Annotated in this window: 12 protein-coding genes; 8 read left to right on the forward strand and 4 right to left on the reverse strand. The window is 69.8% G+C overall.

What is annotated here, in order from left to right; all coding sequences use genetic code 11:
- Positions 1-27 precede the first annotated feature (27 nt).
- Positions 28-768 carry a DUF3891 family protein gene (locus tag AC162C_RS10000; protein ID WP_484097416.1) on the forward strand — a complete coding sequence of 247 codons (741 nt, stop codon included), beginning with the start codon at positions 28-30 and terminating at the stop codon, positions 766-768.
- 3 nt (positions 769-771) lie between these two features.
- On the opposite strand, the gene AC162C_RS10005 is transcribed toward AC162C_RS10000, so the two are convergent.
- Genes AC162C_RS10005 through AC162C_RS10015 form a run of 3 tightly spaced genes read right to left on the reverse strand, consistent with a single transcriptional unit; the run spans position 772 to position 3,081 of the window.
- Complete coding sequence (locus tag AC162C_RS10005) at positions 772-1,455, reverse strand: cyclase family protein (protein ID WP_484097417.1); 684 nt, start codon at positions 1,453-1,455, stop codon at positions 772-774.
- A complete protein-coding gene (locus AC162C_RS10010; protein WP_484097418.1) occupies positions 1,452-2,258 on the reverse strand; it encodes a creatininase family protein in 807 nt (268 codons plus the stop codon). The genes AC162C_RS10005 and AC162C_RS10010 overlap by 4 nt, the downstream gene beginning before the upstream one ends.
- A gap of 37 nt (positions 2,259-2,295) precedes the next feature.
- Positions 2,296-3,081 (reverse strand): SDR family NAD(P)-dependent oxidoreductase, encoded by a 786-nt coding sequence (locus tag AC162C_RS10015; RefSeq protein ID WP_484097419.1) that lies wholly within the window; start codon positions 3,079-3,081, stop codon positions 2,296-2,298.
- Between the two features lie 52 nt (positions 3,082-3,133).
- Between AC162C_RS10015 and AC162C_RS10020 the strand changes: the two genes are divergently transcribed.
- The 7 genes from AC162C_RS10020 to AC162C_RS10050 all read left to right on the forward strand — a co-directional run bounded on the left by AC162C_RS10020 (position 3,134) and on the right by AC162C_RS10050 (position 11,072).
- Positions 3,134-3,976 carry an alpha/beta fold hydrolase gene (locus AC162C_RS10020; protein WP_484097420.1) on the forward strand — a complete coding sequence of 281 codons (843 nt, stop codon included), beginning with the start codon at positions 3,134-3,136 and terminating at the stop codon, positions 3,974-3,976.
- Between the two features lie 18 nt (positions 3,977-3,994).
- The gene (locus AC162C_RS10025; protein WP_462975079.1) at positions 3,995-5,374 is read left to right on the forward strand and encodes a purine-cytosine permease family protein; all 1,380 of its coding nucleotides are present in this window, start codon (positions 3,995-3,997) and stop codon (positions 5,372-5,374) included.
- Between the two features lie 127 nt (positions 5,375-5,501).
- Positions 5,502-7,031 carry an ABC transporter substrate-binding protein gene (locus AC162C_RS10030; protein ID WP_484097421.1) on the forward strand — a complete coding sequence of 510 codons (1,530 nt, stop codon included), beginning with the start codon at positions 5,502-5,504 and terminating at the stop codon, positions 7,029-7,031.
- A gap of 2 nt (positions 7,032-7,033) precedes the next feature.
- The gene (locus AC162C_RS10035; protein WP_484097422.1) at positions 7,034-8,185 is read left to right on the forward strand and encodes an ABC transporter ATP-binding protein; all 1,152 of its coding nucleotides are present in this window, start codon (positions 7,034-7,036) and stop codon (positions 8,183-8,185) included.
- On the forward strand, positions 8,163-9,107 hold the full coding sequence (locus AC162C_RS10040; protein WP_484097423.1) for an ABC transporter permease: 945 nt from the start codon (positions 8,163-8,165) through the stop codon (positions 9,105-9,107). The genes AC162C_RS10035 and AC162C_RS10040 overlap by 23 nt, the downstream gene beginning before the upstream one ends.
- A complete protein-coding gene (locus AC162C_RS10045; protein ID WP_484097424.1) occupies positions 9,108-10,100 on the forward strand; it encodes an ABC transporter permease in 993 nt (330 codons plus the stop codon). It abuts the gene before it with no gap.
- A 6-nt stretch (positions 10,101-10,106) separates the two neighbouring features.
- Positions 10,107-11,072, forward strand: a complete 966-nt coding sequence (locus AC162C_RS10050; RefSeq protein WP_484097425.1) for an asparaginase — start codon at positions 10,107-10,109, stop codon at positions 11,070-11,072.
- A gap of 45 nt (positions 11,073-11,117) precedes the next feature.
- Here the strand turns inward: AC162C_RS10050 and AC162C_RS10055 are convergent, their stop codons facing one another.
- Positions 11,118-11,996: a polysaccharide deacetylase family protein gene (locus tag AC162C_RS10055; protein WP_462972421.1), complete on the reverse strand. Its 879-nt coding sequence runs from the start codon at positions 11,994-11,996 to the stop codon at positions 11,118-11,120.
- Positions 11,997-12,005: the final 9 nt, after the last annotated feature.

The following is a 12,005-nucleotide window of genomic DNA, read 5'->3' on the forward strand; positions in this document are numbered from 1 at the left end:
CGATCATAGATCTGCCACGATGCGAGGGTGATCGTTCGCGACGCAGGCGACTCGTGGCAGCTCGTCCTCCAGACGGACCACGCCGATCTCGCGGCCGGCTTCGGCGCCGCCTGGGCCGACCGCGGGCCGCGGCACGACTCGGTCGTCGTCGCGGCGCGGCGCCACGACGACGGGTGGGCGACCTGGGAGCGGTCGCCGCTCGTCGACGAGGCCTCGAGGCCCGTGCAGTTCCTCGACGTGCACGTGCCCGCGCACCTCGCCTTCTACCGGGCGGGGATCGCCGCGATCACGGACGAGGACCCCTATGCGGGCCTGCTCGTGTCGATGCACGGCGCGGGGATCTACCGCCAGCGCTACGGCACCGACCCCGCGCTCGGCCTCACCCGCGCGCCCGAGGCGCAGGAGCTCGTCGACGCGTTCGTCGCCGAGCAGGAGGCGGCGTACCCCGAGCGCCTGGCGGCGGTGGGGGTCTCCGACGAGCTCCGCTGGGGGGACTACCACCGACTGCAGTGGCTCGATCGGTTCTCGCTCGCCTTCTGCATGCGCGGCTGGGACGAGGCCGGGGAGCCGTTCGACGTGGAGTCGTATCGCTTCGAGCCGCTCGGCCCCTGGCGCGCCCGCGTCACGCCGTACCCGTTCGCCGAGCCGTCGGTCGCCGTGACGTTGCTCCGCCGCCGCGTGCCCAAGGAGCAGTGGACGCAGGCGGCGTTCCACGAGGCGTTCGCCTCCGCCCCGGTGGAGGCGGTGGACGTCGTCGTCGAGGCCTGAGCCTCAGTCCTCGACGATCGCGACGGCTCGCACCGGCGACCCGTACGCCGTCTCCAGCCGCAGCGGGAACCCGTAGAACTCGAAGCGACGCCCGACGACCTCCCGCAGGTTGTTCAGGTTCTCGTAGTGGGTCAGCCCCCGCTCCGCGCAGGCGCGATGGGTCGGGTACTCGTCGGTCAGGTACACGAGGTCCGGCGAGATCGTCTCGACGCCGAAGATCTTCACGCCGCGGTCCGCCATCCAGTGCACCGCCTCGGCGGAGATGCCGCAGAAGCCGTCGAGGAAGTCGGGCGTGCCGGCCGTCTGGCTGTAGTGGTCGGAGCAGAAGAGCAGGATGTCCCCCGGCTCGATCTGCTGCCCGCTCTCGACGACCGCCTGCTCGACCTCGTCCGCGGTCACGTCGTGACCCTTGCCGTAGGCCCGGAGGTCGACGCAGATCGCCTCCCCGCAGAACGTGTCGAGCGGCATCTCGGCGATCGCCACGCCGTCCGGGTCGTAGTGCCCGAACGCGTCGACGTGCGTCGCCGCGTGGTTCGAGGTGATGATGATCTCGGCCGAGAAGGAGGGGCGGCCGGGCTCCGCGTCCGTGTGGAGGATGTGGCGGAGGATCTGCGTCGGCGGGAAGAACGGGTGCAGCTGGCTCTCGCGGGAGAGCGGCTGTGAGAGGTCGATCACGCGACGTGTCATGACGGCTCCTTTCCGGCCATTTCGCTACAGACCTGGACGATGCGGGGCACCAGCACCTCGACGATCCGCTCACCCGTCTCGACGCGTGCCCGCGAGGCGTCACCGACGACGCCCGACGCGGTGATGTCCCGGAGCATGTCCATCGGGACGACGACCTTCGGCCCGGCGTGGCGCATGCCGTACTGCCCGTACGACGTCCACGGGAACCCCGCGTCCCGGACCGCCTGCCCGCGGTCCCACGCGTCGCGGGACGCCCGGTCCATCAGCACGCGCTGGCCGAGGGCGAGCGCGAGCGACGTCTCGGCCTCCTCGGCGTGGATCATCGGTCCCTCGATCTCGGCGAGTGCGTCCGCCGCGAGGTCCCACCACTGGACGAGGAAGACGCGGCGGCCGGTCTGCTCGAAGTAGTGGTTCACCGCCACGGTGAGGGCGGCGATGTTCCCGCCGTGCCCGTTGACCGCGACGAGGTGCGGGAAGCCGTGGTGCGTGAGCGAGTCGCACACCTCGCGGAACACCTGCAGGAACGTCGTCACCTGCAGGTGCATGCTCCCCGGGAACTGCATGTGGTACCAGGAGAGCGTCACGTTCAGCGTCGGCGCGACGAGCAGGCTCAGCCCCTCCTCCTCGGCGAGCGCCGCCGCCCGCGCCGAGAGCGAGCGCGCGATGAGGCAGTCGGTGTCGAGCGGCATGTGGGGGCCGTGCTGCTCGGTCGTCCCGATCGGGATCAGGACCGCGTCGACGCCGTCGTCGATGCGCGCACCGACCTCCTCCCAGGTCATCCGCTCGATGAAGTGCTCCGTCATGCCTCCTCCGTCCCTCGTCGTTCGTCGCCGCGACCGGTCAGCCGCCCCAGATCCCCGCGGTGAGCCCGCCGTCGACGACGAGCGCCGTCCCCGTGACCCAGGCGGCCTCGTCCGAGGCGAGGTAGACGAACGCGTCGGCGAGGTCGCGCGGGCGCCCGAGCCGGCCGAGCGGGTGGATCGACGTCGCGTGCGCGCGCGCGGCCTCGGGATCGGGCTGTGCGGCGAAGTAGCCGTCGATCATCGGCGTCTCCGTGAACCCGGGGCACACGCAGTTGACGCGGATCCCGTCCTTCGCCCCGTCGAGCGCCATGCACTTGGTGAGCATGATCGCCCCGGCCTTCGAGGCGCAGTAGGCCGCATCGGACGGGATCGCCCAGATGCCGGCGATCGACGCCGTCTGCAGGAGCGCGCCGCCGCCGCGGGCCACGAGGTGCGGCCAGGCGGCGCGCGAGACGAGGTAGATGCCCTTGAGGTTCGTCGCGAGCTCGCGATCCCAGTCGTCCTCCCCGATCTCGTGGACGCCGCCGACGATCGTCACCCCTGCGTTGTTGACGACGACGTCGAGCCCGCCGAAGCGGTCGACGACCGCGGCCACCGCCTCGTCGGCCGACGCCGCCGAGGTGACGTCGAGCTCGAGCCCGATCGCGTCCCCGCCGATCTCCGCCGCCGCCGCGACCGCGGCCTCCTCGCGCACGTCGGCGACCGCGACGTGCGCTCCCTCCGCCGCGAAGCGGGCGGCCGTCTCGCGGCCGATCCCGGAGGCGCCGCCCGTCACGAGCGCGACCTTCCCGCTGAGCCTGGTCCCTTGTCGTATGTCAGACATTCGGAACATACTGTCGCCCTCTGGCCCAGCGATCAAGGTGGTGGTGGGGAAGATGGAGAGCTTCACGGAGGTCAACGGCGTCAACCTCTGGTACCGGGTCACCGGCGAGGGCGAGCCGGTCGTGCAGATCCACGGCGCGGGGTTCGGGCACTTCAACCTCGACCCGGTGACGCCCCTGATCGCCGACGCCGGCTTCCAGGTCGTCGACTACGACCAGCGCGGGTACGGCCAGTCGGACAAGCCCATCCAGCACTACGACATGGAGGTCTTCGCCGACGACCTGGTCGGGCTGATGGACGTGCTCGGCATCGAGCGCGCGCACGTCCACGGCACGTCGATGGGGGGCATGGTGGCGATCGTCGTCGCCGGCAAGTACCCGGACCGGACGCAGTCCGTCGTCATCAACTGCGCCGCCGCCAAGCTCGGCCACATGGGCAGACTGATCTTCAAGAACTGGATCGACATCGCGAACGCCGATCCCGACGGCCCCGGCAGCCGCCTGCTCGCCGAGCTGATCGCGTGGCAGGCCGTGAACAAGCGGTTCCTGGAGACGCCGGAGGGCGAGGGGATCGCCGACGTCTGCCAGCAGATCCTCCGCGACTCGAACCGCACCGAGGTCTTCACCGCCGTCTGCCAGGCGATGAACGACATGGACCTGACGTCGTGGCTGCCGAAGATCACGTCGCCCGCGCTCGTCCTCGGCGGGGACGAGGACATCATGACGCCGTGGGACCAGGGGCCGAACGGCGTCGGCCAGGAGGGCATCTACGAGGGCATCGCGGGTGCGGAGAAGTACGTCATCGCCGGCGCCGGGCACTCGACGATCTTCGACGCCACCGAGGAGCACGGGCGCGCGGTCGTGGAGTTCCTACGGCGGCACCCGTTGAGCGGCTGAGCCGGGAGGCGCGCCGGGATGGTCGCGTTCGAGGAATACGGGATCGAGCCGATCCCCGCCGAGCTCCGCACGGCCGGGTGGCGCGACCTCTTCGCGATCAACTTCACGTTCTTCCTCAACCCCGTGATGTACGTGCTCGGGGCGCTCGCCGTGGTCGACGGCGGGCTGCCCCTGCTGTGGGCCGTCGCCGCGATGGTGCTGGGCCAGGCGCTCGCATACGCCCTGCTCGTGGTCGTCGCGCAGCCGGGGGTCGACGACGGGCTGCCGGGACAGGTGGCGATGCGGGGGTCGCTCGGCTACTGGGGTGCGCGCCTGCTCAGCTCGCCGTACCGCATCATCGCCGCGAGCTACTGGTTCGCCGCGCAGGCCCTCACCGCCGGCCTCGGCTTCCAGGCGATCGTGCTCGTGCTCACCGGCGACCGGCTCCCGCTCGTCCCCGTGGCGCTCGCCCTCGCGGGCGTCCACGCGACGCTTGCGGTGCTCGGCTTCGACGTCACCCGGTGGCTGCTCCGGATCGTGCTCCCCGTCTCGCTCCTCTTCACCGTCCTGCTCGTCGGGCTCTTCCTCGCCTCGGACGACCCGGCGTACGCGCTCGGCCGCGTGCTCGACTCGCCCGACCAGTCGCTCACGTGGGTCGGCTTCGCGACGTACGTCACCGTGATGTGCGGCGCCTCCCTGACCCTCGTCACGAGCGTTGCCGACTACTGCCGCTACACGCCGACCCGTCGGGACATGCGGATCGGGTACATCGGGTCGGCGCTCACCTCGGCTGCGATCACGACCTTCGTCGGCGGTTACGCCGCCGCCGCGACCGGCGAGGTCAACCCGTTCGTCGCCGTCGCCGACGTGACGTCGGTGTCGTTCCTCCTCGTGCTGATGCTCGCTGCGATCGTCGTCCAGGGGATCGCCGCCAACGTCACGAACGTCTACACGTCCGGGCTCTCCCTCGTGAACGCGGTGCCGCGCCTCGGGCGGATCCGGGCCACGATCGCGGTCGCGATCTTCGCGATCGTGCTCTCCGCGTTCCCCGACTTCATCGAGCGTGCCCAGACGTGGATCACGCACCTCGGCAACCTCGGCGCTCCCCTCACGGGCGTTTTCCTCGCCGACTACGTGGTCGTCCAGCGCATGCGGATCGACGTCCCGGCGCTCTTCGACGCGAAGGGGCGATACGCGTACGTTCGTGGCGTGAACATCGCGGCGGTCGCCGCGATCGGTGTCGGCGTGGCGGTCTACTACGCGGTCCCCGACGGCTGGCTCAAGGTCGTCTGGGGTGTCGCCACGGGCGCCGCCGCGTACCTCCTGCTCGTCGCGGCCACGCGTCGGTCACGTCCTCCGCGCGGTGGGACCGGCGTGCTCGCGGCCTCCGGGGGGCGACAGGCGCGAGGACCCAGTTGACGCGGTTCGTGGAGCCTTGTATACAACTAACCCTCTGGCGAGACGTCCTAGCCAGAGGGAGGCGGAACGCACGGCAGCCCGTCGCGCGACTACCCACCGGATAACCGGGGGCGAAAGGAGAAGGCGAATGAGCAGATTCGACGAGACGGATTTCGATCCGGTCGAGTACGCCGATCAGCTCGGGTACATGGACGAGCTCACCCGCAACGACTTCACGGAGCCCGAGGCCGTTCGGGCGGAGACACCCGAACAGCGGCGGCTCTCGCGTCGTGACGTGCTCGTCAAGGGTGGAGTGGGCGCCGCCGCCTTGACAGGCCTCGCCTCGCTGGCTGGACGCGCTTCCGCAGCACCGGCTGCAGCGGGCAAGTACACCGGGACGCTGAACATGATCAGCCTCGGCGTCGAGTGGCCCCAGGGTGCCGAGCAGCAGGCGGAGAAGGACCTCGGCGTCAAGTTCAACATCCAGCTGATGGGCACGAACGCCCAGGTGCAGAAGTCGATCACCGCGCCGCGGAGCTTCGACATCGGCGGCCTCTACAACTACCAGTACTTCCAGATCTGGCCCACCGGCAACTTCCAGCCGGTCGACACGCGGAAGCTGAGGTACTGGAAGCAGAACTACCAGGTCTTCACGAAGGGCCGGCTCCTCCCGAACAACAAGAAGGCGACCACCGGCGACGGCAACGCGCCGTTCAGGGTCATCTTCGTCGACCCGGACGGGTCGACGGGGCTGCCGCTGACGAGGCAGGGCCCGAAGACGAACAAGCAGATCGTCCAGTGGTGGAACGAGGCGACCAACAAGCCCTTCCGCGGCAGGCCGATGCCGCGCTACGTCGTCGGCCCTCCGGCCCACTTCAACATGGACTCGATGGGCTACGACGGGAACGTGCTCACCAAGGCGCCGAACCGCGTCTCCTGGGCGGAGCTGCTGAACGTCAAGTGGCGCGGCCGCGTCGCCCTGCTGAACGACCCGGGCATCCTCACGCAGGACGCCGGTCTCGCTGTCGAGGCGGCCGGCCTGATGAAGTTCAGGGACGTCGGCAACATGACCAAGCCGGAGATGGATCGGCTGTTCAAGATCCTCACGACCTTCAAGAAGGCGGGGCAGTTCCGCGCCTTCTGGTCGACCTTCAACGAGTCGGTCAACCTGATGGCCTCGAAGGAGGTCGTGATCGAGTCGATGTGGTCGCCGGCCGTCGCGCTCCTCGTCGCCCAGGGCGTCAACTGCCGCTACGCGGCGCCGCCGACGGGCTTCCGCGGCTGGTGCAGCGCCCAGGGCATCCCGAAGCACGTCACGGGCGAGAAGCTCCAGGCGGTGTACGACTACCTCAACTGGATGCAGCAGGGGTGGCTCGGCGCGCTGATCATGCGCCAGGGCTACTACATCGCGAACGGCGCGAGGCTGGGGGCCTGGATCAACAGCGCTGCGGGCAAGGCGGCGGGCTTCGACATCGACGAGTACCAGTTCTGGTACAACGGCAAGCGCGCCTCGAAGGACCTCCCGGGCATCACGGGGCAGGTCGGCGACATCAAGAAGGGCTCGTTCCGCGACGGCGGCTCGCTGGCGAACCGCGGGAGCAAGTACTCGACCTGGAACTCGTTCTTCACGAACAACGTGTACCAGGTCAAGAAGGTGAACGAGTTCCTGTCCGCCTGACGATGGGAGACTCGGAAGCAGCAGCGACGACGGAGGGGGCGGCCACCGCCCCCTCCGCCTCGCAGCCCTCGGGCCTCGACCTGATCGGGCTGACGAAGGTGTTCCCCGGCGGTACCGTCGCCGTCGACGACGTCAACCTGCACGTCGACCACGGCGAGTACGTCGTCCTCCTCGGCCCGTCGGGCTGCGGGAAGACGACGACGCTGCGCATGATCGGTGGCCACGAGTTCCCGTCGAGCGGCGACATCGTGCTCGACGGCCAGTCGCTCGTCGACCTCGAGCCCGACAAGCGTCCGACGACGACGGTGTTCCAGCACTTCGCGCTCTTCCCGCACCGCTCGGTGCTGGACAACGTCGAGTTCGGCCTCAAGATGCACGGCGTCGGCAAGGGCGAGAGGCGCCAGGAGGCGATGAAGGCGCTCGAGATGGTTGGCCTCGAGTCACTCGCCGACCGCAAGCCACGGGCGCTGTCCGGTGGGCAGCAGCAGCGCGTCGCGCTCGCGCGCGTGCTCGTCACCAAGCCCAAGGCGCTCCTGCTCGACGAGCCGCTCGGCGACCTCGACCGCCTGCTCCAGCTGCGGATGCGGGTCGAGCTCCGCGCGCTGCAGCGGCAGCTCGGCCTGATGTTCATCCACGTGACGCACAACCAGGAAGAGGCGCTGTCGATGGCCGACCGGATCGTCGTCATGAACGACGCGCGCATCCAGCAGATCGCCGACCCCCTGACGATCGCCACCCGGCCGCGCAACGAGCTCGTCGCACGGTTCATGGGCGACAACAACCTGATCCGGGGGAAGGTGGTCGAGCGGACGGACACCCGTGTCGTCGTCGAGAGCGATGCCGGCGTCCGCGCGAGCGCCCGCACCGACGAGGGTGGAAGCCCCGCCGTCGGCGAGCGGGCCGACCTCGCCGTCCGGGCGGCGGCCGTGCGTGTCTCCGACACAGGCGGTGGTGACGCGGCCACGAACGCCGCGGACTGCAACGTGACGTTCGTCGAGTTCCTCGGCGACCTCGTCAAGCTCCACCTCGACGTCGGCGGCGAGCGGATGCTCGCGAAGGTCGCGGGTGACCAGTACCCGGTGCTACGCGGCCGGGAGGGCGACACCGTGCGCGTCACGTGGGAGGAGGAGGATGTCCAACTCCTTCGGCAGTGAGCCGCTGGTCAGCGGGTCGGAGGCCGCCCGCTCGCAGGGAGCAGAGGAGCGCAAGGCCCGCGGGTACGGGCTGATCTCGTTCTTCTGGGGCCTGCCGGGCTACATCTGGCTCGCCTTCTTCCTGCTCGCCCCGCTCGTCTTCATCCTGCTCGTCAGCTTCTGGACCTACGAGCAGGGCGCGAAGTCCGGCTTCGTCACCGACTGGACGCTCCAGAACTACACCGACCTGTTCGGCGACGACACGTACTGGCGCAACATGCTCTCGAGCTTCACGACGTCGGTGATCGCCGTTGCCGCGTGCCTCATCTTCGGGTTCCCGGTCGCATACTTCCTCGCCCTCAAGGTGCAGAACCTGCGCAACCAGATCGCGCTCTTCGTGATCGCGCTGGCGCCGTTCTGGACGAGCTTCCTCACCCGCGCGATCGCGTGGACGTACCCCCTGATGGGACGCGAGGGCGGCGTCAACCAGGTGCTCCGCAAGCTCGGCATCGTCGACAACCCCGTCGAGGCACTCGGGTTCTCGACGCTCTCCGTGCGCCTCGCGATGATCCAGCTCTACATCCTGTTCATGATCACGCCGCTCTTCTTCGCGCTCGCCCAGGTCGACCGGAGCGCGATCGAGGCCGCACGCGATCTCGGCGGCAGCTGGATCCGCACCTTCCGCGAGGTGATCCTGCCGCAGGTGATGCCCGGTGTCGTGATCGGCTCGATCTTCATCTTCGTGCTCACGATGGGCGAGTACGGCACGGTGAAGGTGATCGGCGGCAACAAGATCTCGTCGGTCGGCACGATCGTGCAGTCGAAGGTCGAGATCGGCATCCAGTATCCGCAGGGCTCGGCGTCGGCGGTGCTCCTCGTCGCCGTGCTGCTCGTCGGCGTGTTCGTGATCACGCGCTTCGCGAACCTCCGGGAGGAGATCTAGGTGAGCTCCGCCTCCGAGGCCGCCGCCCCCGCCGGCGCGGCGACGACCACGGCCGCTCCCAGGAAGCCCCGCCGACGCATCGACTGGGCGAAGTGGATCCTCGCCGTCTACTTCGTGATCTTCCTCGGCTTCCTCTACCTGCCGATGATCCTGATGGGCGTCCTCTCCCTCCAGGGGATCTACGGCGGCCTCACGTGGCCGTTCCGCGGGCCTGCCGGCTTCAACTGGTGGAAGTCGCTCTTCGACTCCTCGATCCCCGGCTCGCACGCCGACGAGATCGCCGCCGCCGGCCGGAACTCGCTCTGGATCAGCCTCGCCGCCGGGGCGATCGTCGCCCTCATCGCCTTCTCGCTCTCGGTCGCCTTCCGGCGCGGGTTCCGGGGCGCGTCGCTCGCGTTCTACGTGATCCTGCTCGCGCTGATGACCCCCGGCTTCCTGCTCGCGCTCGGCACCCAGCTGTTCTGGGCCTGGATGGACGTTCCCACGTCGATTTGGAAGACGGCGCTCGGCGCCAACGTGATCTGGGGGATCCCCTTCGGGTTCCTCGTCATGCTCGCGGTCTGGAACCGCTACGACGACTCGATCGAGGAGGCGGCCCGTGACCTCGGCGCCGGCAAGGCGCGGACGTTCCGTGAGGTGACCCTGCCGCTCGTCTGGACGGGCATCTTCGGATCGTTCCTCTTCGGCTTCACCCTCACCTGGAACGACTACGACCGCTCGATCCTCTTCCAGATCACCTCGACCGACACGCTGCCGCTCACGATCGGCGGCCTCACCTTCACGGGCGCGATCCGTCCCGACCTGTACGCGCTCGGCACCGCGACGACGCTCGTCTCGATCTTCGTCGTCCTCACCTTCCTCGTCGTCGCGGCCCTCATCGTCAAGCTCCGCGGCGGCGGCAGCGCCACCCCCGTGCACCGCGTGGAGGAGGAGTTCGGCGAGGAGGTCGGCGGTCAGATGCGCGTCGAGACCGCACGCTCGACCGACAAGTAGGCGTTCGTGCCGCGCGTCGTCGTCGTGTCCACCGGGGGCACGATCGCCATGCGACCGGACCCCGACACCGGCAAGCTCGTCCCCGCCGTCTCCGGGGACGAGCTCGTCGAGATGCTCGACTGGCCGGATGCTCCGACCCTCGAGCTCGACGACTTCCTGCACGTCCCGAGCTTCGACGTCCACGGCGCGCTCGCGCTCTCGCTCGCCCGGCGCGTCGTCGAGCACGCCGTGTCGGGCACACCTACCGTCGTCACGCACGGCACGGACACGATGGAGGAGACGGCGTACCTCGTCGACCTGCTGCTCCCCGACTCGGCGGCCGCCGTCGTGCTCACGGGCGCACAGCGCGGTGCGGAGCAGCGCGACGCGGACGGGCCGCGCAACCTCCGCGACGCGATCACGACCGCGTCGGCGCCGGCATCGCGCGGTCGGGGGGCGCTGATCGCGTTCGCCGGCGAGGTCCACGCCGCCCGCGAGGCGCGCAAGGTGCACACGAGTGCGCTCCGCGCGTTCGCCTCGCCGGGCTACGGCCCGATCGGGCACGTCGACGCGGGCGCCGTCCGCTACCGCAGGGCGCCCGGGCGGCCCGATCCCCTGCCCGACCCGGACGAGCTGGCGCCCGTCGACCTGATCCGGCTCCACGCCGGGAGCGACGGGCGCTTCGTGCGGACGGCGACGGAGACGGGAGCGCGTGCGATCGTGCTCGAGGGCACGGGGCGCGGCAACGCGAACGACGCGGTCGTCGAGGCCGTGCGCGAGGCGGTCGCGGCCGGTGTCGTCGTGGCGGTCTGCAGCCGGTGCCTCGAGGGTCGCGTCGAGCCCGTGTACGGGCGCGGCGGCGGCCGCGACCTCGCCGAGGCGGGTGCGCTCTTCGCCGGCGACCTCGCGGGGCCGAAGGCGCGCGTCCTGCTGCAGGTCGCGCTCGGGGCCGGGATCGACCCCGCCGAGGCGCTCGCCGCCGCCGTGGGCTAGCGGCGGGGACGGTCGCCGCGTGCGACCGTCCCCGCCCGCGCGACCTCAGCCGCGCGGGTTCCGCTGCGCGAAGTCGTCGGCGATCTCGTCGAAGGTCGCCCAGCGCACGCCGTCGTGGCGGTTGATGTGCTCGATGATCCGCTCGTGCATCGCGAGCACCGCCGGGCGGCCGCTCACGTCGGGATGGATCGTCATCGTGAACACGGCGTAGTCGTACTCGCGGTACACCCAGTCGAACTGGTCCATCCACAGCTGCTCGATGTCGCGCGGGTTGACGAAGCCGTGGCTGTTCGGCGCCGTCTTGATGAACATCATCGGAGGCAGGTCGTCGAGGTACCAGCTCGCGGGGATCTCGATCAGGTCGGTCTCCTCGCCGCGCTCCAGCGGCACCATCCACTCCGACGCCTTCTTCGAGTAGTCGATCTTCGTCCACGAGTCGCCGACCCGCACGTAGTAGGGCAGGAAGTCGTCGTGCATCAGGGAGTGGTCGTACTTGATGCCCCGCTCGAGCAGCAGCTCGTTCGTGACCGTGGAGAACTCCCACCACGGAGCGACGTAGCCCGTCGGCCGCTTGCCCGAGTACTGCTCGACGAGCCCGATGCACTTGTCGAGCACCTCGGTCTCCTGCTCCCGGGTCATCGCGATCGGGTTCTCGTGGGAGTACCCGTGGATCCCGATCTCGTGCCCGGCGGCGACGACCATCTCCGTCTCCTTCGGGAACGTCTCGATCGAGTGCCCGGGGATGAACCACGTCGTCTTCAGGCCGTGACGCTCGAAGAGCTTGAGCAGGCGCGGTGTCCCCACCTCGCCGGCGAAGAGCCCGCGCGAGATGTCGTCGGGGGAGTTCTCGCCTCCGTAGGACCCGAGCCACCCGGCGACGGCGTCGACGTCGACGCCGTACGCGACGAAGATCTCCTTGGCCATGGTCAGTAC

This window comes from Gaiella sp. (assembly GCF_057140465.1).

Coding starts and splice junctions, on each gene's coding strand:
- AC162C_RS10005 (WP_484097417.1), bottom strand. CDS start 1,455: ATGACACGTCGCGTGATCGACCTCTCACAGCCGCTCTCCCGCGAGAGC.
- AC162C_RS10010 (WP_484097418.1), bottom strand. CDS start 2,258: ATGACGGAGCACTTCATCGAGCGGATGACCTGGGAGGAGGTCGGTGCG.
- AC162C_RS10015 (WP_484097419.1), bottom strand. CDS start 3,081: ATGTCTGACATACGACAAGGGACCAGGCTCAGCGGGAAGGTCGCGCTC.
- AC162C_RS10020 (WP_484097420.1), top strand. CDS start 3,134: ATGGAGAGCTTCACGGAGGTCAACGGCGTCAACCTCTGGTACCGGGTC.
- AC162C_RS10025 (WP_462975079.1), top strand. CDS start 3,995: ATGGTCGCGTTCGAGGAATACGGGATCGAGCCGATCCCCGCCGAGCTC.
- AC162C_RS10030 (WP_484097421.1), top strand. CDS start 5,502: ATGAGCAGATTCGACGAGACGGATTTCGATCCGGTCGAGTACGCCGAT.
- AC162C_RS10035 (WP_484097422.1), top strand. CDS start 7,034: ATGGGAGACTCGGAAGCAGCAGCGACGACGGAGGGGGCGGCCACCGCC.
- AC162C_RS10040 (WP_484097423.1), top strand. CDS start 8,163: ATGTCCAACTCCTTCGGCAGTGAGCCGCTGGTCAGCGGGTCGGAGGCC.
- AC162C_RS10055 (WP_462972421.1), bottom strand. CDS start 11,996: ATGGCCAAGGAGATCTTCGTCGCGTACGGCGTCGACGTCGACGCCGTC.